A 20,309-nucleotide genomic window follows, 5' to 3' on the forward strand; every position below is an offset into this window, starting at 1 on the left:
GGGCTCAGTCGAGCCGTCCCGTCTGGCCGCGATCGCGCAGATAATGGTCGGCAACGGTGCAGGCCACCATCGCCTCGCCGATCGGTACGGCGCGGATGCCGACGCAGGGGTCGTGGCGGCCCTTGGTCCTCAGCTCCACTTCCTTGCCGTCCTGGTCGATCGACTGACGCGGCGTCAGGATCGATGAGGTCGGCTTGATGGCGAAGCGGGCGACGATCGGCTCGCCGGTCGATATCCCGCCGAGAATGCCGCCGGCGTGGTTTGAGAGAAAGCGAGGGCGGCCGTCATTGCCGATGCGCATCTCGTCGGCGTTCTCCTCACCGGTCAGCTCTGCCGAATTGAAGCCTTCGCCGATCTCGACACCCTTGACGGCGTTGATCGACATCAGGCCCGCCGCGATGTCCTGATCGAGCTTGGCATAGATCGGTGCGCCAAGGCCGGCGGGCACGCCCTCGGCTACCACCTCGACCACGGCGCCGACGGAGGAGCCAGCCTTGCGGATGCCGTCGAGATATTCTTCCCAGACCGGCACCATTTCCGGATCCGGGCAGAAGAACGGGTTGTTGTTGACCTCGTCCCAGTTCCAGTTGTCGCGGTTGATCTTGTGCTTGCCGATCTGGGTCAGCGCACCGCGATAGGTGACACCGGGCAGCACCTTGCGGGCAAGAGCACCGGCGGCAACGCGGGCCGCCGTCTCGCGAGCCGACGAGCGGCCGCCGCCGCGATAGTCGCGCAACCCGTATTTGACGTCGTAGGTATAATCGGCATGGCCGGGGCGATACTGCCGGGCGATTTCGCCGTAATCCTTGGAGCGCTGGTCGGTATTCTCGATCATCATCGAGATCGGCGTGCCGGTGGTGATGAAGGTGACGCCATCTTCCTGCGGCAGCACGCCGGAGAGCACCTTCACCTCATCGGCCTCGCGCCGCTGGGTGACGAAGCGCGACTGGCCGGGCTTGCGACGGTCGAGATAGGTCTGGATGTCGGCAAGCGTGAAGGCGATGCCGGGCGGGCAGCCATCGATGACGCAGCCAAGCGCCGGCCCGTGGCTTTCGCCCCAGGTGGTGACGCGGAACATGTGTCCGAATGTATTGTGCGACATATGAAACCTCCGACAACCCGCCAATTCCTGCGCCACGGCTCTATAGCAATTGACGGATGAGGAAAAGTCTCGGGCCTAAACAATCCAGCCGATCGTGCCCTCTGTTGGATCAAGCCGCAGGATATTGTCCTGCGGGATCGGCCGTTCGGCTGCTTCCTCCGGCGAAACGTCGCCGACGATGCGAAAAAGCGAACGGATGACGCCGCCGTGGCAGACGCAGACTGTAGGGCCGACGACGTCCTTCAGCCAGGCGCCGATGCGCCAGGAGAGGATCTCGTAGCTTTCGGCGTCGTCGCCGGGCGGCACAAAGGCCCATTTGTCCTTTTCGCGCTCTTCCAGGAGCTCCGGGCTGAAGCGGCCGACTTCATCCAGCGTGCGGCCTTCCCAGTCGCCGAACGAAAGCTCCCTCAGCCGGTCATCGGTGCGGTAGAGTTCGGGCGTCAGGCCCATGGCGGCGCGCGCCCGTTCCATGGTTTCGCGCGTGCGCGACAGCGGGCTTGCGACGAAATCGAAGGCGCGGGCCTCCTGGCCCAGAAATTCGGAAAGCGCCGCTCCGTTTGCGGCGGCCTGGCCGCGTCCCTTTTCGTTCAGCGGAATGTCCTTCTGGCCCTGCAGCCGTCGGGCGGCGTTCCAGTCGGTCTCACCGTGCCGGATGACGTATATCAGCAATGTTTCGGTCCCGTTTTCGGCCGGGTGTCGGCCCAATCAATTTTCGTTACAGCGTGATGCCAAAATTCAAAGCGATTTGAGGTTTTTGCACATGTTTTGCGGAGGAATGGCCGGCGGAATGCCGTCCTGAAGCCTTGAAAGCCTAGCGCCGGAAGAGCCGGCGCGCAAAACAAAAAGGCGCGGGATGATCACCGCGCCTTCCATTCTCAGTCCTTGACGACGACCGAAATGTCCGGTGCGTCGACCGCTTTCATGCCGACCACATGATAACCCGAGTCGGCGTGGAGCACTTCGCCGGTGACCGAGGTCGAAAGGTCGGAGAGCAGGAAGAGGGCGGTGTTGCCGACCTCGTCGATGGTGACGTTGCGCTTCAGCGGCGAGTTGTATTCGTTCCACTTCAGAATGTAGCGGAAGTCGCCGATTGCCGAGCCTGCAAGCGTCTTGATCGGGCCGGCGGAGAGGCCGTTGACGCGGATGCCGCGACCGCCGAGGTCAACGGCCATGTAGCGCACGCTGGCTTCCAGAGCTGCCTTGGCAACGCCCATGACGTTATAATGCGGCATGACCTTTTCGGCGCCGTAATAGGTGAGAGTCACCATGGAGCCGCCGTCATTCATCATTTGTTCCGCGCGTTTTGCAATCGCGGTGAACGAGTAAACCGAGATATCCATCGACTTGGCGAAGTTCTCGCGCGAGGTGTCGAGATAACGGCCGGTGAGCTCGTCCTTGTCGGAAAACGCGATGGCGTGGACGACGAAATCGATCGAGCCCCAGACTTCTTCGAGGCGGGCGAAAACGGCATCGATGGTTGCGGGATCGGTGACATCACAGTGACCGGCCATGACGGCGTCCAGTTCCTGGGCGAGCGGTTCGACGCGCTTCTTCAGGTTGTCGCCCTGCCATGTCAGTGCGATTTCGGCCCCGGCTTCATGACACGCTTTGGCAATGCCCCATGCGATCGAACGGTTATTGGCGACACCAAGAATAATGCCGCGTTTGCCTTTCATGAGGCCGTTTGCTTCAGCCATGTGCGATGCTCCTTGCAACTCTCTTCTTTTCTGCCTATGGCATAGGCAGCAATGCGGTTCAAGCTGAGCGAACCGCGGAGCAAACGCTTTAGCTTCCGAAAAGGTTATTGCCAAGCCCTCGACTTTTGCGTTCAGTCATGTCGCGATGGCGATTGGCATCGTAGAAGGAAGCGGCCGGTGATCATCCCCGGCGCGCGAAAGTCAAAATACCGGGAGTGAACCCATGGCTGAGGCAGTTGTCGGCAAGGCCGATTTCACCGCTGAAAACGATCCCTTCGAACTGTTTGGACGATGGCTGAAGGAAGCCCAGGCGAGCGAGCCGAACGATCCGAACGCCACCGCCGTCGCCACGGTCGACGATGACGGGCTCCCTAATGTGCGCATGGTGCTGATGAAGGAATACGATCCTCGCGGCTTCGTGTTCTACACCAATTTCGAAAGCCAGAAGGGCCGGGAACTGCTCGGCCAACCGAAGGCCGCGATGTGCTTCCACTGGAAGTCCCTGCGCCGCCAGATCCGCATTCGCGGTCCGGTCGAGGTGGTCAGCGACGAGGAGGCGGATACCTATTTCCATTCGCGCCCGCGCGGCAGCCGTATCGGTGCCTGGGCCTCGAAGCAGTCGCGGCCGCTCGAAAGCCGTTTTGCGCTGGAAAAGGCCGTTGCCCAGCACACTGCCAAATATGGCGTCGGCGAGGTGCCGCGCCCGGATTACTGGTCGGGCTTCCGGCTGAAGCCGGTTTCAATCGAGTTCTGGCGCGATGGCAAGTTCCGCCTGCATGACCGCATCGAGTTCCGCCGCGCCGGAACCGAAGGCGGCTGGCAGAAGGTCAGGATGTATCCGTAAGGGAGATCGCAATGAGCGAGATCGAGGAACGCGAACAGAAGGTGGCGGACGAGCAGTCCCGCCTGGTCTTTTCCCGCTTCGATGAGGAAGATGCATGGGACCTCGGCCAGCGTCTGGTCGCGCGCGCGCTGGCGCATGGTGCGCCCGTCGTCATCAATATCCGCACGCCGAACCGCACACTGTTCCATTCGGCGCTGCCAGGCTCCGCGCCCGACAACGACGTTTGGGCGCGTCGCAAATCGAACGTCGTCTTCCATTTCCACCGCTCGTCCTATGCCGTCGAACTGGAGCACCGCCGCAAGGGCCGAACCATCGGCCCCGAACTCGGCCTTGATCTCAAAGACTATGCCGACCACGGCGGCAGCTTCCCGGTTCGCATCAAGGATGTCGGCGTGGTGGCCGCGATCACTGTGTCGGGCCTCGCCAGCGCAGACGATCACGGGCTGATTGTTGCGGTGCTGGAATCCTATCTCGATCCATAACGCGGGCCGTGAGACATTTTGCCACCCAGGGGCGTAACGGCATTTTCTTCGGCTGAGGATTGTGCTAAAGCCACGCCACGGTCTGCAGTTCACCGAGGCGTCGCTGTCCCCTTTGGGGTGCTAAACCTGCCAGTTTGATGTCGACACCTGACCAGATCACCGTGCCGCCTCGCAAGTCAGCGACCAGCGATGAAACAATGAGCGGCATGTTCGGGATCCAGTCATGTCGAAAGAAAAAATCCCTCTTCTTGCGGATGATTTGTCCGCTTTCACCCGTGCGCTTTCGCATCAGCTCGGCGATAGCGAAGGCACCCCCTCGCACCTCTCGCTGATGAATATGCTCGCCCGTTCGGGCGGTTTCCGCAATTTTCAGCATCTGCGCGCTGCCCATGCGGCCGAGAAGCGGCTGGCGCGGCCGGAACAGCCGGTGGTCGCGGATTTTCGCCTGGTGGAGCGAGCGCTGCAGCAGTTTGATCACCGTGGAAAGCTGAAACAGTGGCCATCGCGACGGACAGTGCAGAGCCTCAGTCTCTGGGCTTTCTGGGCGCTGATGCCGGCCTCTGCGGACCTTTCCGAACCGTCGGTGAACGCGCTGTTGAACGCCTACCACCTGTTCGGCGATGCAGCGCAATTGCGACGCAGCATGGTGGAGCACGGGCTGGTGACGCGCAAACGGGATTGCTCGTCCTACCGGCGTGTGGAGCAGAGGCTGACGGCCGAAGCCGCAATCCTCATCGCACGCCTGAAAGCGCGCCGGACCGCAGCCTGACGGCTTGCGCCTCACAGTGAAAGAGATATCAATGACGTCCGCCCGTTCATGCGCGACCGCGTCGGCCGAAGGCGCGCGCGTCAAAATCATGCATACCCCAACCGGGACAATAGAAGTCGCCTTTGCAGGCAAAGCCGAGGGAAGGCCCGTGCTTGCCCTTCACGGCGGCATGGGAGGCTGGGATCAGTCGCTGATCCTGGCTCGGGCGGCGTTCGGCGAGGAGAGCGACCTCCACCGCTCGCCGTCTCGCGCCCGGGGCATCTCGGCACGCCGCTTGGTGTGGCTGTAATCCCCGGCGCTCAGGCCGAGCTCTATGCCGCGCTTCTGGATGTGCTCGATATCGGTCAGGTGACGGTGATTGCCGTATCGGCCGGCGGTCCGGCCGCGCTGGCCTTTGCTCTCAGATATCCGGAAAGGGTTTCGGCGCTCATCCTGGTGTCGTGCTGCACCGGTACGCTCACGCCGCCGCGGGCCGTTACCGCCATGCTGCCGTTGATGCGGCTTGCGGCGCGATCGTCCTTGCTGATGGGTGTGCTCACGCGCGGGCTTGGTGACCCCGATCAGGCCGCCCGCCGCTCGATCCGCGATCGCGAGGTTCTCGCCCGGACGCTTGCCGATCCAGAGGCGGCGGGGCTGATGGCTGCTCTCAACAGGAGCGTTGTCGACCGGATGGCGGAAAGGCTGCCGGGCACGATTGCCGATACGCGCCTTTTCGCCAGCCAGGCGCCGATTGCGGTTGGAGCATTGAAGGTGCCGATGCTGGTCATCCACGGAACCGCCGACAGGATCGTGCCATTCGAGCATGGGAAGCGGGTCGCCGATGAGGCGCCCAGAGGCGAGTTGATGGCGATTGCCGGCGGCGAGCATGTGTCGCTTTTCACGGCACTTCATCAGGTGAGGAGCCGGATCGCGACCTTCCTAGCCGCAACGGGCAATTCGGCCTCAGGCTGACGGTGCGGGCGTGGTTTTGCGGCCCGACGGGCAGGGCTTCTGCATCAGGATCAGGGGGTGGGGCAGGCCGTTGTCGTCTGTTTCGCGGCGGCGCACGCCGCAAAAGCCGTGGCGGCGATAAAAGGCAACGGCGCGGTGATTGGCGGCATAAACCTCTAGCGCCAGATGGCCCTTGAGTTCAAAGGCGTGACGCAAGAGTTCGCCGCCGATCCCCATGCCCTGGGCCTCCGGCGCTACGAACAACCCGCCGATAAACTGATCCATCAGGCCGATGAAGCCGACAGGGAGGTCATCCGCGATTGCCACCCAGGTCTCGGTCTCGGCTAGGTATTTTTCGGCCACCAGCTTCTGCTGGGTAAGCAGCAGGCTTTCCGGCAGAAAGGTGTGTGAGATCAGCGAGGCTTCGAGCCAGAGGGCCGAAAGCCTTTGATTGTCGCGGCTTTCATAGGGCCGGATCGCGACGGTGCTTGTCTGCTGAGCGGGAATGCGGGCAACGCTGTACATGGCCCGCATTGAGCCTGAAAGCCGTAAAAGAATCGTTTAGGCGTGCGCGGAAAGGAAGCTGGCTCACGCCTGCGTCCCGCCGACAGTGATCTGGTCGAGCCTCAGATGCGGCTGGCCGACGCCGACCGGGACCCACTGGCCGGCCTTGCCGCAATTGCCGATGCCGTTGTCGAGCGCGAGGTCGTTGCCGACCATCGAAACCCGCTTCATCGCCTCGGGGCCGTTGCCGATGATCGTGGCGCCCTTGATCGGCGCGCCGATCCTGCCGTTCTCGATCAGATAGGCCTCGGTGCAGTCGAACACGAACTGGCCGGAGGTGATGTCCACCTGTCCGCCGCCGAAGGTGACGGCGTAGATGCCCTTCTTCACGGAGCCGATGATCTCTTCCTTGGTCTTGTCGCCCGCCAGCATGTAGGTATTGGTCATGCGCGGCATCGGCAGGTCGGAATAGGACTGGCGGCGACCGTTGCCGGTCGGCGCCACGCCCATCAGCCGGGCGTTAAGCCGGTCCTGCATGTAGCCCGTAAGACGGCCGTTTTCGATCAGCACATTATAGGCGGACGGCGTGCCCTCGTCGTCGATCGAGATCGAGCCGCGACGATTGGAGATGGTGCCGTCATCAACGACGGTGACGCCGGGGGCGGCGACCATTTCGCCGACAAGGCCTGAGAATGCCGAAAGGTGCTTGCGGTTGAAATCGCCCTCAAGCCCGTGGCCGACGGCCTCGTGCAGCATCACGCCCGGCCAGCCATTGCCGAGCACCACATCCATGGTACCCGCCGGCGCATCGATCGCCTCGAGATTGACGAAGGCCTTGCGCAGCGCTTCTTCCGCGCCCGACTGCCAGTCCTGGCGGGCGAAGAGGTCCTCGAAGCTCACACGCCCGCCAATTCCGAAGGAACCGGTCTCCTGCCGATCACCGTCGCCGACGATGACCGAGATATTGAGCCGTGTCATCGGTCGTACATCGCCGACCCGGTAGCCATCGGCGCGCAGGATCTCGATGGTCTGGTGGCTGGCGGCAAGCGATGCCGAGACCTGGCGCACGCGCGGATCGCGTTCGCGCAGATAGGCGTCGATCTCGCCGAGCAGCTTCACCTTTTCCTCGAACGAAGGCGCTCCTATCGGGTTTGCGTCGGAATAGAGCTTGGTGTTGGTGCCGCGCGGTGGCTCGGCATAGGTGCCGTCATAGCCCGCGGTCACGGCCTTTGCCGTCTGCGACGCGCGCTTCAGGGCGGCAATCGAAAGTTCGCCCGCATGGGCAAAGCCGCTCGCCTCGCCGGCGACGGCGCGCAGGCCGAAGCCGTGGCCGGTGTTGAACGATCCGCTTTTCAGTCGCCCGTCATCGAAGGACAGCGATTCGTTTTCCGCGTATTCGACATAGAGTTCGCCGTCGTCGGCATCATGAAGCGTATCCTCGACGATGCGGCGGATGGTGCTCTCATCGGCGTCGAAATGGCTGAGAAGGTCGCGGTCGGTCATGGTCATGTCCGTCTTCTTGTCTGTCGTTCAGTTCGTTATGGAGCCCATATAGGAACTGCGGCCGGCCGATATCAGGGCAGGGCATCGTAGCCTTCGCCTAAGCCGTCGAGGTCGACGGGAATGCCGATCGTGTTCTGATCGACCGAGAAATTGAGCGTGAATACCGCTTCCTTGCCGGCGCGGAAGATTTTCATCAGGTCGTCGTCGATATCGACCTCGACATAGCAGCCGTCGAAATAGCAGCGCGAATAATAGGCCTTGCCGATGTTGACGCCATCGACGAACAGACCCATGCCTTCCGGCAGGAACACCCCGAGCGGGGCAAGGATGCGCAATAGCTTCGACTGCCGGTCGGCGGTTTTCAGTACCGCGATCGAAAGGCCGATTTCCGGGCGGTCGTCGGCGATCACGTTCTGCATCAGGGCGCACTGATCACCATTGGCGCCGGGCGGCTGATCGCAGACCATAGACCAGGCGCCGTGGTTTTCGCGCACCATCGATGTGTCGTCATCGGGGCCTTCCGGAAGCGGAACGCTCTCGATGCCGGATGGCGGAGCGGCTTCGCCGGCATTGCCGGTGTCGGGGGCGGCGTTTTCGGCCGGGGCCGTGCTTGCCGCGGGAGCATCTTCGCCGGGCGCCCTTTCCGGCAGCGGCGGCGTTGCCGGCGTCGACTGCGCGTAAGCGGGCATTGAGGCCGCGAGCGGCAGCGTGGTGCAGGCGAAGAGCGCCAGCAGGACGCAGGCGGTGCTTTTCTTGGTCAGGGCGCTCGCCGGCAATGAAAACATCAGACTCACCTCGTCCCGTTCGTGGAAAACATCAATACTCGATGGGTTTCTTGCCCCCTTCGCCGACAAATTTCAATGTCTTCCAAGTGGTTTGGCGCGAATTGGCGCTTCCGCGTACGGCTTTGGCCGGTGCACGCGCCGAGGTGGAGCAAGATGATTTGACGCTTCAAATCGGCAAATGCTATGGCATAATTGTGACTGAGGGGGAAAACGGGTATAGCATGCCATTCACGCCGGTTCGGGAGTAAGCCTGCGTAAACAATTGCTATCATAGCCGCCGCGTATGGGGCGGGCCGATGTTAGCCTTCTAGCACCAGGGATATGGACCCGGTTTGACCTCGGTCAACGAAGGAGGGAGAGTTCAACGTGATGAGCAAGTCGAGAGCAGGTTTGGCTGCGCTATTCTGTCTGTTCGGCAGCGGCGCCGCATTGGCCGCGCAGCCGCAGCCGTGGGAAACCGGCATGCAGCCGGCGTCCTCGCCGATCATGCACCAGATCCGCTGGTTCGAAGCCTATACGCTTTGGTTCGTCGTGCCGGTCGTTCTGCTGGTTCTGGCGCTGCTCATCACCGTGATGGTGCGCTTCAGGGCCTCGAAGAACCCGGTCGCCTCGCGCACCAGCCACAACACCGTCATCGAGGTCATCTGGACCGTCGCGCCGGTGCTGATTCTGCTGTTCCTCGCCGTGCCGTCGTTCAACCTCCTGACCGACCAGCTCACCATTCCCGACGAGCCTGACCTGACGGTGAAGGCGACGGCGACGCAGTGGCTGTGGAGCTACGACTATCCCGATATCGAGGACGGCGCGATTTCCTATTCGTCCTATATGCTGACAGATGACCAGCGCGCCGAATACGGCAAGGAAGACAAGGCCGCCTATCCGCGCCTGCTCGCCGTTGACAATGAACTTGTGGTGCCGGTCGGCAAGACTGTTCGTGTCCTGGTCACCGCCGCTCCCACCGATGTCATCCATTCCTTCGCTATGCCGTCCTTCGGCATCAAGGTCGATGCCGTGCCGGGCCGCCTGAACGAGACCTGGTTCAAGGCCGATGCGGAGGGCATCTATTATGGCCAGTGCTCCGAGCTCTGCGGCAAGGACCACGCCTTCATGCCGATCGCCATTCGCGTCGTCTCCGAAGACCAGTTCGCCACCTGGCAGCAGGCCGCAACCAGCGATGTCGAGGCCGCCAACAAGGCACTGATGGCTTCCATCGACAATAGCGAGCAGTCCGTCATGCTCGCAGACAACAATTAAGGGCAGGGAGACGATCATGGCCGAAGCAGGCATCCACTCCGCCGACCACGAACACAAGCCCGGCTTCTTTGCCCGCTGGTTCTTGTCGACCAACCACAAGGATATCGGCACGCTCTATCTGATCTTCGCGATCTGTGCCGGCATCATCGGCGGCGCGCTTTCCGTCGCCATGCGCATGGAGCTGCAGGAACCCGGCATCCAGATCTTCAACGGTCTCGCTGCCATGGTCTACGGCAATTCCGGCGCCGCGGCCGTCGATCAGGGCAAGCACCTCTACAACGTCTTCACCACGGCACACGGCCTGATCATGATCTTCTTCATGGTGATGCCGGCGATGATCGGCGGTTTTGCCAACTGGATGGTGCCGATTATGATCGGCGCGCCGGACATGGCATTCCCGCGACTGAACAACATCTCCTTCTGGCTTCTGGTGCCGGCCTTCCTGCTCCTGATCCTGTCGATGTTCGTCGAGGGGCCGGCAGGCTCCAATGGCGTCGGCGGCGGCTGGACGATGTATCCGCCGTTCTCGACCTCCGGCCAGCCCGGACCTGCGGTTGACCTTGCGATCTTTGCGCTGCACGTCGCCGGTATCTCCTCGATCCTTGGCGCCATCAACTTCATCACCACGATCCTGAACATGCGCGCGCCGGGTATGACGCTGCACAAGATGCCGCTGTTTGCATGGGCGGTGCTGGTCACGGCCTTTCTGCTGCTGCTTTCGCTGCCGGTTTTGGCGGGCGGCATCACCATGCTCTTGACCGACCGCAATTTCGGCACGACCTTCTTCGCACCCGACGGCGGCGGCGATCCGATCCTGTTCCAGCACCTGTTCTGGTTCTTCGGCCATCCGGAAGTCTACATCCTGATCCTGCCGGGCTTCGGCATCGTCAGCCACATCATCTCGACCTTTTCGAACAAGCCGGTCTTCGGCTATCTCGGCATGGCTTACGCCATGGTCGCGATCGGCGCCGTCGGCTTCATCGTCTGGGCGCACCACATGTACACGGTCGGTCTGTCGCTCGACACGCAGCGCTATTTCGTCTTCGCCACCATGGTGATCGCTGTGCCGACGGGCGTGAAGATCTTCTCCTGGATCGCGACGATGTGGGGCGGCTCGATCTCGTTCCGCGCGCCGATGGTCTGGGCGATCGGCTTCATCTTCCTCTTCACCGTCGGCGGCGTCACCGGCGTGCAGCTTGCCAATGCCGGCCTCGACCGGTCGCTGCATGACACCTATTACGTCGTCGCGCACTTCCACTACGTGCTGTCGCTCGGTGCGGTGTTCGCGATCTTCGCCGGCTGGTACTACTGGTTCCCGAAGATCACCGGCTACATGTACAACGAGAAGGTCGCGATCCTGCATTTCTGGGTGATGTTCGTGGGTGTGAACCTGGTGTTCTTCCCGCAGCACTTCCTCGGCCTTTCGGGCATGCCGCGTCGCTATATCGATTATCCCGATGCCTTTGCCGGATGGAACGCAGTTTCGTCGTATGGCTCCTATATTTCGGCCGTCGGGGTTCTCATTTTCCTCTTCGGGATTTATGAGGCCTTTGCGAAGAAGCGGGTCGCCGGCGACAATCCCTGGGGTCCCGGTGCAACGACGCTCGAATGGCAGCTCTCCTCGCCGCCGCCCTACCATCAGTGGTCGGAGCTGCCGCGGGTCCGCTGAGGAAACGTTTGATCCGCGCGCCAAAAGCCGGCGCGCGGTCCTATTTTGAAGATGGCAGTTGAAACATGGCAATAGTGGAAAATGAAACCGGCTTTGCCGAGGCCGATATCGCTCTTTCGGAGGCGACGGCGCGCGACTATTTCGCGCTGTTGAAACCGCGGGTGATGTCGCTGGTGGTGTTCACCGCCTTTGCCGGCCTGTTTCTGGCGCCGCAGCCGATCAATCCGGTGATGGGCGCGATTGCGATCCTCTGCATTGCCGTCGGCGCAGGCGCCGCCGGCGCGCTCAACATGTGGTACGACGCCGATATCGATGCTGTGATGAGCCGCACGGCCAGGCGCCCAATCCCGGCGGGCCGGGTCAGCCGCGAGGAGGCGCTGGCCTTCGGCATCGCGCTTTCCTGCTTTTCGGTCGCCACCCTCGGCCTTGCGGTGAACTGGTTTGCCGCCGGCCTGCTGGCCTTCACGATCTTCTACTATGCCGTATTCTACACGATGTGGCTGAAGCGGGCGACGCCGCAGAACATCGTCATCGGCGGCGCTGCCGGCGCTTTCCCGCCCATGGTCGGCTGGGCCGCGGTGACGGGCGGTATCTCGCTCGACAGCGTCATCCTGTTTTCGATCACATTCCTGTGGACCCCGCCGCATTTCTGGGCGCTGGCGCTCTTCAAGATGCGCGACTATCAGGATGTCGGCATTCCGATGATGCCGAATGTCGTTGGCGAAAAGTCCACCAAGATCCAGATGTTCGTCTATGCGGTGCTGACTGCGATTGCGGGCGTGGCACCGGCACTGACCGGTCTTGCCGGCCCGGTCTACGCTGTCTTCGCCGGCGCGATGGGCGCCTATTTCGTCTATGCCTCGATCCGCGTCTGGCGTATGCCGGAAGGGGATCAGAAGATGATCCCGGCCAAGAAGATGTTCGGTTTCTCGATCTTCTATCTCGCGGCGATCTTCGCCGGCCTGATCGCCGACCATGCCTTTGCGCTGGTATGGGGGGGCTGATGATCGACACGGTCAAGCTGACGGAAAACCAGAAGAAGGCGCGACGGGGACGCAACATCGCGCTCGGCGTGGTTCTCGCCGGCCTCGTGGTACTGTTCTACGTCATCACCATGATCAAGATCGGCGCCAACTGAGGGGGACGGGCGATGAGGGAGGAGACCGCAAAGCCACGCAATAACGGCGCCGTCGTGCTGATGTGCCTTGCCTTCGTCTTCGGCATGGGCGCGATGAGCTTTGCCGCCGTGCCGCTCTATCGTATCTTCTGTCAGGTCACCGGCTATAACGGCACGGCCCAGCGTGTCGACCAGTATTCGAATGTCATCCTCGACCGCCGCGTGAAGGTCACCTTCGACGCCAACGTCGCGCCCGGCTTCGACTGGAGCTTCACGCCGTTGCAGAAGTCGGTCTCGCCGCGCATCGGCGAGACGGTGCAGGTGATGTTCGAGGCGAAGAACAAGAGCAGTGAGCCGCTGCGCGGTCAGGCGATCTTCAACGTCACGCCGCTGCAGGCCGGGGCCTATTTCAACAAGGTCGAGTGTTTCTGCTTCACCGAGACGGTGCTTCAGCCGGGCGAAACGCTGGAAATGCCGGTTGTCTTCTACGTCGATCCGGAATTTGCCGAGGCGGAAGAGACGCGCGACATCAACGTATTGACACTGTCCTATACGTTTTTCGAACATACCAAGCCGGTCGCCGGGAAGACGACGGCTTCGGATAAAAGCAACTCCTGAGCCGGATGCAGCGCGGCGCGCTGGCAGGCGACGGGAACGGGGATTGATTATCGCGGCAATATCGGCCCAAATGTCGCGAGGGAGAGAGGAACGGGGATCCTAAATGGCAGACGCGCACCACAAGAATCACGACTACCATATCATCGACCCGAGCCCCTGGCCGCTGGTCGCCTCCATCGGCGTCTTTGTCATGGCCTTCGGTGGCGTCGGCTATATGCGCTATCTGAGCGGCGGATCGCTGAAGATGCTGGGGATCGAGTTCGCCCAGCCCTGGCTGTTCTTCATCGGCCTGCTGGTGGTTGCCTATGTCCTGTTCGGCTGGTGGTCGGATACGATCAAGGAAGGGCAGGAGGGCCACCACACGCCGGTCGTGTCGCTGCATCTACGCTACGGCATGATCATGTTCATCGCCTCGGAGGTGATGTTCTTCGTGGCCTGGTTCTGGGCCTTCTTCGACGCCAGCCTGTTTACCGGCGAGGCGATCCAGGCGGCGCGCCTCGAGGCTACGGGCGGCACCTGGCCGCCGACGGGCATCGAGGTCATCGATCCCTGGCATTTCCCGCTCTACAACACCGTCATCCTGCTCCTGTCCGGCACGACGCTGACATGGGCACACCACGCGCTGATCAACGGCGACCGCAAGGGCCTGCTGCAGGGTCTGACGCTGACAGTTGTCCTCGGCCTGCTGTTCACCAGCGTGCAGGCCTATGAATATTTCGAGGCACCGTTTGCCTTCCGGGATTCGATCTTCGGCGCCACCTTCTTCATGGCCACCGGCTTCCACGGTTTCCATGTGATCGTCGGCACGGTGTTCCTGATTGTCTGCCTGATCCGCGCGGCGCGCGGGCAGTTCACACCGGAGCGGCATTTCGGCCTCGAAGCTGCCGCATGGTACTGGCACTTCGTCGACGTGGTCTGGCTGTTCCTGTTCTTCTCGATCTATATCTGGGGCGGGTGGGGAGCGCCGCTCGGCGAGACCGGCCACTGAGTTTCAACCGACGCCCGGCCGCCCGCGTGGCGGCCGGCGACGTTTTACCGGAGTGAAGACCATCACCATCCATGAAGACAATACCGGAAGCGGAGGCCGCTACCACACCACCGTCGAAGGCCATGAGGCCGAGATGACCTATTCGCGCGCTTCCGACCATCTGATCATCATCGACCATACAAGCGTTCCGGATGCGCTGCGTGGCAAGGGCGTCGGCCAGGCGCTGGCGGAACACGCCGTCAGCGAAGCCCGCGCCGGCGGCTGGAAGATCATCCCGCTCTGCCCGTTCTTCAAGGCGATGAGTGTGCGCCACGAAGAGTGGCAGGACGTCATCAAGTAAAGGGCCCATCGCCCACGGCAGTTTCATGTCCGACCAAGACAAAAGACCCCAGTCGGCCAATCCCGTGACATCGGGCCTGCTCGGCGCATGCCCGCGCTGCGGCAAGGGCCGCCTGTTTACCGGCTTCCTGACGCTACGTCCGAAATGCGACCATTGCGGCCTGAACTACGACTTTGCCGACTCCGGCGACGGGCCGGCCGTCTTCGTCATGCTGGCGGTCGGATTCCTTGTCATCGCGCTGGTGCTGTGGAGCGAGGTCACCTATTCGCCGCCGCTGTGGGTGCATGCCGTGATCTGGGTGCCGGTGGCCATCATCCTGTCGCTTGCGGCACTGCGCGCCTTCAAGGGCGTGTTGATCGCGCTCCAGTACCGTCACGGCGCCGCAGAGGGCGTTATCGACCGGGGCGAGGATGGCTAGGCCACTCTCACCGCTGCGCCTTGCAGGCCTCGTCGTCGCGGCCGTCGCCTTCGTGTGCCTGATCCTGCTCGGTAACTGGCAGGTGCGCCGCCTGCACTGGAAGGAAGGCCTCCTCGCCTCCGTCGATGAACGGCTTACCGAGGCGCCGCTGCCGCTGGCCGATATCGCCGCCATGGCGGCCGCCGGCGAGGATATCGAATACCGCCCGGTGACGGCCGAGGGCACCTTCGAGCATGATCGCGAGCGCCATTTCTTCGCCACCTATAACGGCCAGTCCGGCTATTACGTCTACACACCGCTCCGTCTTGATGACGGCCAGGCCGTGTTCGTCAATCGCGGCTTCGTGCCCTTCGACGCCAAGGAGGCGGCGACGCGGGCTGAAGGGCAGGTGAAAGGCGAGGTCACGGTTACCGGCCTTGCCCGCAGCCGACTCGACGGCAAGCCATCCTTCATGGTGCCCGAGAACGACCTTCCGAAGAACATCTTCTACTGGAAGGACCTCGATGCGATGGCGGCCTCGACAGGGCTTGAGCGGACAGCGGTGCTGCCGTTCTTCATAGACGCCAACGACGCGCCGAACCCCGGCGGCCTGCCCGTCGGCGGGGTCACGCGGATTTCCTTTCCGAACGATCACCTCCAATACGCACTCACCTGGTACGGGCTTGCCGCAGTGCTTGCCATCGGTGTCGGCGTCCTCGTCTTTCGACGGTATCGTGGCCATGATTGACCTGCTCGCGCCGAACCTCAGGATCGTCTTCTGCGGCACGGCGAAAGGCATCATCTCGGCCCGCACCGGCTCGTTCTATGCCAACCCGTCGAACCGCTTTTACCGCACGCTCCACGATACCGGCCTCACCGACCGGCAGGTCGACCCGAAGGCTTTCGGTGACCTGCTCGGCTTCGGCATCGGGCTCACCGATCTCAACCAGCGCGAAAGCGGCATGGACAAGGTACTTTCGGCAGAGCATTTCGACATCGAAGCCTTCCGTCAAAAGATGGTCGCATTCCGGCCGGGCGTCATCGCCTTCACCAGCCTCAATGCCGCCCGCATCTATTTCGGCGACCGGAAAATCGCGGCCGGACTGCAGTCGAAAAAGCTGGAAAACATTCCTATATTCGCCCTGCCATCGACATCGGGGGCAAATGGCCATTGGACAAAAGACCGTCACCATTGGTATCAGTTGGCCGAAACTCTCAGAACCGCGCCGGAATGACCGGCCGACCGGAAACGGGAAGAATGACCAATAGTCCACTGACAATCCTTCTGTGCGGGCCGCGTGGCTTCTGCGCCGGCGTCGACCGCGCCATCCAGATCGTCGTGCTGGCGCTGAAGCGCTATGGCGCGCCCGTCTATGTGCGCCACGAGATCGTTCACAACCGCTATGTCGTCGAGGGGCTTGAGGCCAAGGGAGCGATCTTCGTCGAGGAACTCGATGAAATCCCCGTGGAGCATCGCCAGCAGCCGGTGGTATTCTCGGCGCATGGCGTGCCGAAATCCGTGCCCGCCGATGCCGAGACCCGCAATCTCTTCTATCTCGACGCGACCTGCCCGCTGGTCTCCAAGGTCCACAAGCAGGCGATGCGCCACGAGCGGCTCGGCCGCCATGTCGTGCTCATCGGCCATGCCGGCCACCCGGAAGTCATCGGCACGATGGGCCAGCTTCCCGAGGGCGCCGTGTCGCTGATCGAAACCGTCGAGGATGCCGAGCGCTACGAGCCCGCCGATCCCGACAACCTCGGCTTCGTCACCCAGACCACGCTTTCGGTACAGGATACCGCGGCCGTCATCGCCAAGCTCCAGGAGCGGTTTCCGAACCTGACGGCGCCGTCGGCCGATTCGATCTGCTACGCGACGACCAACCGGCAGGAAGCCGTCTCGGCCGCCGCGCCCGGCTGCGACCTCTTCATCATCGTCGGTGCGCCGAACTCCTCGAATTCCCGCCGGCTTGTCGAGGTTGCCAAGCGTGCCGGCGCGAAGGATGCGATCCTCGTCCAGCGCGCGGCCGAGCTCGATTTCGATGCCATCGGCGAGATCCGCACGCTCGGCCTTTCGGCCGGTGCCTCGGCGCCCGAAGTCGTCGTCAACGAGATCATCGAGGCCTTCCGCGCCCGCTTCGATGCCACGGTCGAGCTTGCCGAAACCGCGATCGAGAACGAGCACTTCCTCGTCAACCGCCAGCTTCGCGACGTCGAGCTGACCGTCGACGACATGGCCTTCGTCAACGGCAGGTAGGGAATACGCATTTGGCCGTTTATACCGATATCAACGAGGATGACCTCAAGGCATTCCTCAAGGCGTATGACGCCGGCTCGCTGCTTTCTTATCGCGGCATTGCCGAGGGCGTCGAGAATTCCAACTTCCTCATGCACACGGATCGCTTCCCGCTAATCCTGACGCTTTACGAGAAGCGCGTGGATGAGAACGACCTGCCGTTCTATCTCGGCCTGATGCAGCATCTCGCCGACCGGGGCCTCTCCTGCCCATTGCCCTTGCCGCGCAATGACGGCGCGCTTTATGGCCGGCTCTGCGGCCGCCCGGCGGCGCTGATTTCGTTCCTCGAAGGCATGTGGCTCCGCAAGCCGGCGCCGCAGCATTGCCGCGAGCTGGGCGCAGCCCTTGCCCGCATGCATCTCGCCGGCCAGGATTTTTCGCTGAGGCGGGAGAATGCGCTGTCGCTGAGGGGCTGGGTCGATCTCTGGGACAAGTCGGCCACCCGCGCGGACGAGGTCCAGATCGGGCTTGAAAGCGAGATCACCGAGGAGCTGGCGCTTCTCGAGGACCGCTGGCCGGTCGACCTGCCGGAAGGTGTCATTCATGCCGATCTATTCCCCGACAACGTCTTCTTCATCGGCGAAAAGCTGTCGGGCATCATCGACTTCTATTTCGCCTGCAACGATTTCCTCGCCTATGACCTCGCCATCTGCCTGAACGCCTGGTGCTTCGAGAAGGATGGCGCCTTCAACGTCACCAAGGCGCGGGCGCTGCTCGATGGCTACGAGAGCGTCCGTTCGCTGAGTGATACCGAGATCGAGGCGCTGCCGCTGCTCGCGCGCGGCTCGGCGTTGCGCTTCTTCCTGACGCGGCTCTACGACTGGCTGATGACGCCTGCCGGCGCGCTGGTGGTGAAGAAGGATCCGCTTGAATATCTGCGCTATCTGCGCTTCCACCGTTCGGTGAGGAGCGCTGGCGAATACGGTCTGGAACGGGCATGAAGACAGTCGAGATTTTTACCGATGGCGCCTGTTCGGGCAATCCCGGACCCGGCGGCTGGGGCGCGGTGCTGCGCTATGGCGACAAGGAGCGCGAGCTCTCCGGCGGCGAGGCGATGACCACCAACAACCGTATGGAGCTGATGGCCGCGATCGAATCGTTGAAGGCGCTGAAGGAACCCTGCACCGTCGAGCTTTACACCGACAGCGTCTATCTGAAGGATGGCATCGGCAAGTGGATCTTCGGCTGGAAGAAGAACGGCTGGAAGACCGCCGACAAGAAGCCGGTCAAGAATGTCGAGCTCTGGCAGGCGCTCGAGACGGAGCGCAATCGCCACAAGGTGACGCTGCACTGGGTGAAGGGCCATGCCGGCCATGACGAGAATGAACGCGCCGACGAACTGGCGCGCATGGGAATGGAGCCTTATAAAAAGAAGCGCTCCTGAGCGCCGGTGTTTTGAAATATCAATAAGCGGTTCCGGGCGGGTGTGCTGCCACGGGGCGGCAAAGGGAGACCATCCATGATCTTTCATTGTGTATTTGTGCGTTTCCGGGCCGATGTTCCGGCCACCGAAAAGCAGGCCATCTATGACGGCATCGCGGCGCTGAAGAACGTCATCGATGGCATCATCGAGGTGAAATCCGGCGCCAATGTTTCGCCGGAAGGCCTCGATAGCGGCTATTCCGACGGCTTCATCGTTACCTTCGAGAATGCCGCCGCTCGCGACGTTTACCTCGAGCACCCCGACCACAAGGCCGTCGGCGAGCGCCTTGTCGCCGCCGCCGCCGGTGGCATTTCCGGGCTTTTGGTGTTTGATATGCGGGGGTGAAGCCCCTTCTTCCCGCGCAATGTTTTCGCTTTGTTCACTTTTCTCTGGAAGGCTTGTGCCGACACGGATAGGGTGAACGCATGGAAAAGACGATTCGCATTCTCGGCATCGATCCGGGGCTGAGGCGCACCGGCTGGGGCGTGATCGAGACGCTTGGCAACTCGCTGAAGTTCATCGATTCCGGCACGGTGACGTCCGATGGCGACATGGATCTGGCTTCGCGACTCAGGCAGCTTCATGACGGGCTGTCGGAGGTGGTGCACGGCTATCGTCCGGATGAGGCGGCCGTCGAGCAGACCTTCGTCAACAAGGATGCCGTCGCGACGCTGAAGCTCGGACAGGCGCGTGGCATCGCCCTGTTGGTGCCATCGCTCGCCGGTCTCCGGGTTGCCGAATATGCGCCGAACGCGGTCAAGAAGGCCGTGATCGGCGTCGGCCATGGCGACAAGGAGCAGATCCACATGATGCTCAAGGTCCTGATGCCGCGGGTGAAATTCAAGGGCAGCGATGCTGCCGATGCGCTGGCGATCGCCATCTGCCACGCGCACAATCGCGGCGGCAACCGGATGCTGCAGGCGGCAATGGCGGGCTGACCGCGATGAGGGACCAACAATGATTGGCAAGCTCAAGGGCGTGATTGACGAGATCGGCGACGACCATGTGCTCGTCGATGTGCACGGCGTCTGCTACGTCGCCTTCTGTTCGGCGCGTACACTGTCACGCATCGGTTCGCCCGGAGAGGCGGTGACGCTGGTCATCGAGACCTTCGTGCGCGAGGATCAGCTCAAGCTTTACGGCTTTATCAGCGCAGAGGAGCGCGGCTGGTTTAACCTGCTGCAGAGCGTGCAGGGCGTCGGCACCCGCGTGGCGTTGGCCATTCTGTCGACGCTGACTGCCGGCGAGATCGCCAATGCCATCGCGCTCGGCGACAAGACCGCCGTTTCCCGCGCGCCGGGTGTCGGCCCGAAGGTGGCGACCCGCATCGTCACCGAGCTCAAGAACAAGGTGCCGGCCGGTCTTTCGATGGGCGACAATGAGGCGATTTCATTCCGCCGCGATGTCGGCGAAGGCGCGGCACCCGCCGCCGTTTCCGATGCCATCTCGGCGCTTTCCAATCTCGGCTATTCCCGCGACCAGGCCGCCGGCGCTGTCGCTGCGGCGCTGAAGGCGGCGGGCGAGGGGGCGGAAAGTGCGGTTTTGATCCGGCTGGGGCTGAAGGAATTGGCGAATTGACGCGGTTTCATTATTG

27 protein-coding genes are annotated in these 20,309 nt (G+C 62.6%); 21 read left to right on the plus strand and 6 right to left on the minus strand.

Annotated features, from left to right (window positions below; genetic code table 11):
- Window positions 1-4: 4 nt before the first annotated feature.
- From aroC to fabI, 3 genes are all read right to left on the minus strand, one after another.
- Window positions 5-1,102: a chorismate synthase gene (gene aroC, locus TM49_RS10810; RefSeq protein ID WP_045681202.1), complete on the minus strand. Its 1,098-nt coding sequence runs from the start codon at window positions 1,100-1,102 to the stop codon at window positions 5-7.
- Window positions 1,103-1,177: 75 nt separating this feature from the next.
- Window positions 1,178-1,771, minus strand: a complete 594-nt coding sequence (locus TM49_RS10815; protein WP_045685122.1) for a histidine phosphatase family protein — start codon at window positions 1,769-1,771, stop codon at window positions 1,178-1,180.
- Between the two features lie 206 nt (window positions 1,772-1,977).
- Window positions 1,978-2,799 (minus strand): enoyl-ACP reductase FabI, encoded by an 822-nt coding sequence (gene fabI / locus TM49_RS10820; protein WP_045681204.1) that lies wholly within the window; start codon window positions 2,797-2,799, stop codon window positions 1,978-1,980.
- A 223-nt stretch (window positions 2,800-3,022) separates the two neighbouring features.
- On the opposite strand from fabI, the gene pdxH reads away from it, so the two are divergent.
- From pdxH to TM49_RS10840, 5 genes are all read left to right on the plus strand, one after another.
- Entirely contained in the window at window positions 3,023-3,643 is a 621-nt protein-coding gene (pdxH, locus tag TM49_RS10825; protein ID WP_045681206.1) for a pyridoxamine 5'-phosphate oxidase, read from the plus strand.
- 11 nt (window positions 3,644-3,654) lie between these two features.
- Window positions 3,655-4,125 (plus strand): heme-degrading domain-containing protein, encoded by a 471-nt coding sequence (locus TM49_RS10830; protein WP_045681208.1) that lies wholly within the window; start codon window positions 3,655-3,657, stop codon window positions 4,123-4,125.
- A 223-nt stretch (window positions 4,126-4,348) separates the two neighbouring features.
- A complete protein-coding gene (locus TM49_RS10835) occupies window positions 4,349-4,894 on the plus strand; it encodes a DUF2087 domain-containing protein (RefSeq protein WP_045681210.1) in 546 nt (181 codons plus the stop codon).
- A 31-nt stretch (window positions 4,895-4,925) separates the two neighbouring features.
- Window positions 4,926-5,183, plus strand: a complete 258-nt coding sequence (locus TM49_RS23895; protein WP_052699809.1) for a hypothetical protein — start codon at window positions 4,926-4,928, stop codon at window positions 5,181-5,183.
- Window positions 5,174-5,845 carry an alpha/beta fold hydrolase gene (locus tag TM49_RS10840; protein WP_052699810.1) on the plus strand — a complete coding sequence of 224 codons (672 nt, stop codon included), beginning with the start codon at window positions 5,174-5,176 and terminating at the stop codon, window positions 5,843-5,845. The genes TM49_RS23895 and TM49_RS10840 overlap by 10 nt, the downstream gene beginning before the upstream one ends.
- On the opposite strand, the gene TM49_RS10845 is transcribed toward TM49_RS10840, so the two are convergent.
- From TM49_RS10845 to TM49_RS10855, 3 genes are all read right to left on the minus strand, one after another.
- Window positions 5,837-6,349 carry a GNAT family N-acetyltransferase gene (locus tag TM49_RS10845; protein ID WP_045681212.1) on the minus strand — a complete coding sequence of 171 codons (513 nt, stop codon included), beginning with the start codon at window positions 6,347-6,349 and terminating at the stop codon, window positions 5,837-5,839. The two genes, TM49_RS10840 and TM49_RS10845, sit on opposite strands and share 9 nt — an antisense overlap.
- Before the next feature lie 63 nt (window positions 6,350-6,412).
- The gene (tldD, locus tag TM49_RS10850) at window positions 6,413-7,831 is read right to left on the minus strand and encodes a metalloprotease TldD (RefSeq protein WP_045681214.1); all 1,419 of its coding nucleotides are present in this window, start codon (window positions 7,829-7,831) and stop codon (window positions 6,413-6,415) included.
- Window positions 7,832-7,902: 71 nt separating this feature from the next.
- Window positions 7,903-8,616, minus strand: coding sequence for an invasion associated locus B family protein (locus TM49_RS10855; protein ID WP_082074706.1), 714 nt, complete (start codon window positions 8,614-8,616; stop codon window positions 7,903-7,905).
- 366 nt (window positions 8,617-8,982) lie between these two features.
- Between TM49_RS10855 and coxB the strand changes: the two genes are divergently transcribed.
- The 16 genes from coxB (at window position 8,983) to ruvA (ending at window position 20,293) form a co-directional block, all read left to right on the plus strand.
- A complete protein-coding gene (coxB, locus tag TM49_RS10865; protein WP_045681218.1) occupies window positions 8,983-9,870 on the plus strand; it encodes a cytochrome c oxidase subunit II in 888 nt (295 codons plus the stop codon).
- Between the two features lie 16 nt (window positions 9,871-9,886).
- Window positions 9,887-11,539: a cytochrome c oxidase subunit I gene (gene ctaD, locus TM49_RS10870; protein WP_045681219.1), complete on the plus strand. Its 1,653-nt coding sequence runs from the start codon at window positions 9,887-9,889 to the stop codon at window positions 11,537-11,539.
- A 65-nt stretch (window positions 11,540-11,604) separates the two neighbouring features.
- Window positions 11,605-12,543 carry a heme o synthase gene (locus TM49_RS10875; protein ID WP_045681221.1) on the plus strand — a complete coding sequence of 313 codons (939 nt, stop codon included), beginning with the start codon at window positions 11,605-11,607 and terminating at the stop codon, window positions 12,541-12,543.
- A complete protein-coding gene (locus TM49_RS23975; RefSeq protein WP_045681223.1) occupies window positions 12,543-12,677 on the plus strand; it encodes a hypothetical protein in 135 nt (44 codons plus the stop codon). Before TM49_RS10875 ends, TM49_RS23975 begins: the two co-directional genes overlap by 1 nt.
- 12 nt (window positions 12,678-12,689) lie before the next feature.
- Window positions 12,690-13,274, plus strand: coding sequence for a cytochrome c oxidase assembly protein (locus TM49_RS10885; protein ID WP_045681224.1), 585 nt, complete (start codon window positions 12,690-12,692; stop codon window positions 13,272-13,274).
- Window positions 13,275-13,377: 103 nt separating this feature from the next.
- Window positions 13,378-14,262, plus strand: coding sequence for a cytochrome c oxidase subunit 3 (locus tag TM49_RS10890; protein WP_045681226.1), 885 nt, complete (start codon window positions 13,378-13,380; stop codon window positions 14,260-14,262).
- A gap of 52 nt (window positions 14,263-14,314) precedes the next feature.
- Entirely contained in the window at window positions 14,315-14,602 is a 288-nt protein-coding gene (locus tag TM49_RS10895; RefSeq protein ID WP_425283243.1) for a GNAT family N-acetyltransferase, read from the plus strand.
- A gap of 25 nt (window positions 14,603-14,627) precedes the next feature.
- Entirely contained in the window at window positions 14,628-15,020 is a 393-nt protein-coding gene (locus TM49_RS10900) for a DUF983 domain-containing protein (RefSeq protein ID WP_045681228.1), read from the plus strand.
- On the plus strand, window positions 15,013-15,747 hold the full coding sequence (locus TM49_RS10905; protein WP_045681230.1) for an SURF1 family protein: 735 nt from the start codon (window positions 15,013-15,015) through the stop codon (window positions 15,745-15,747). Before TM49_RS10900 ends, TM49_RS10905 begins: the two co-directional genes overlap by 8 nt.
- Window positions 15,740-16,234: a mismatch-specific DNA-glycosylase gene (locus TM49_RS10910; RefSeq protein WP_045681232.1), complete on the plus strand. Its 495-nt coding sequence runs from the start codon at window positions 15,740-15,742 to the stop codon at window positions 16,232-16,234. Before TM49_RS10905 ends, TM49_RS10910 begins: the two co-directional genes overlap by 8 nt.
- Before the next feature lie 23 nt (window positions 16,235-16,257).
- A complete protein-coding gene (ispH, locus tag TM49_RS10915) occupies window positions 16,258-17,253 on the plus strand; it encodes a 4-hydroxy-3-methylbut-2-enyl diphosphate reductase (RefSeq protein WP_045685126.1) in 996 nt (331 codons plus the stop codon).
- Between the two features lie 11 nt (window positions 17,254-17,264).
- Entirely contained in the window at window positions 17,265-18,233 is a 969-nt protein-coding gene (locus TM49_RS10920; protein WP_045681233.1) for a homoserine kinase, read from the plus strand.
- A complete protein-coding gene (gene rnhA / locus TM49_RS10925; protein ID WP_045681235.1) occupies window positions 18,230-18,676 on the plus strand; it encodes a ribonuclease HI in 447 nt (148 codons plus the stop codon). Before TM49_RS10920 ends, rnhA begins: the two co-directional genes overlap by 4 nt.
- 75 nt (window positions 18,677-18,751) lie before the next feature.
- Complete coding sequence (locus TM49_RS10930; RefSeq protein WP_045681237.1) at window positions 18,752-19,060, plus strand: Dabb family protein; 309 nt, start codon at window positions 18,752-18,754, stop codon at window positions 19,058-19,060.
- An 80-nt stretch (window positions 19,061-19,140) separates the two neighbouring features.
- The gene (gene ruvC, locus TM49_RS10935; RefSeq protein WP_045681240.1) at window positions 19,141-19,653 is read left to right on the plus strand and encodes a crossover junction endodeoxyribonuclease RuvC; all 513 of its coding nucleotides are present in this window, start codon (window positions 19,141-19,143) and stop codon (window positions 19,651-19,653) included.
- Between the two features lie 19 nt (window positions 19,654-19,672).
- A complete protein-coding gene (ruvA, locus tag TM49_RS10940) occupies window positions 19,673-20,293 on the plus strand; it encodes a Holliday junction branch migration protein RuvA (protein ID WP_045681241.1) in 621 nt (206 codons plus the stop codon).
- The last annotated feature ends 16 nt before the right edge of the window (window positions 20,294-20,309 follow it).

Source organism: Martelella endophytica, assembly GCF_000960975.1.
GTDB lineage: Bacteria > Pseudomonadota > Alphaproteobacteria > Rhizobiales > Rhizobiaceae > Martelella > Martelella endophytica.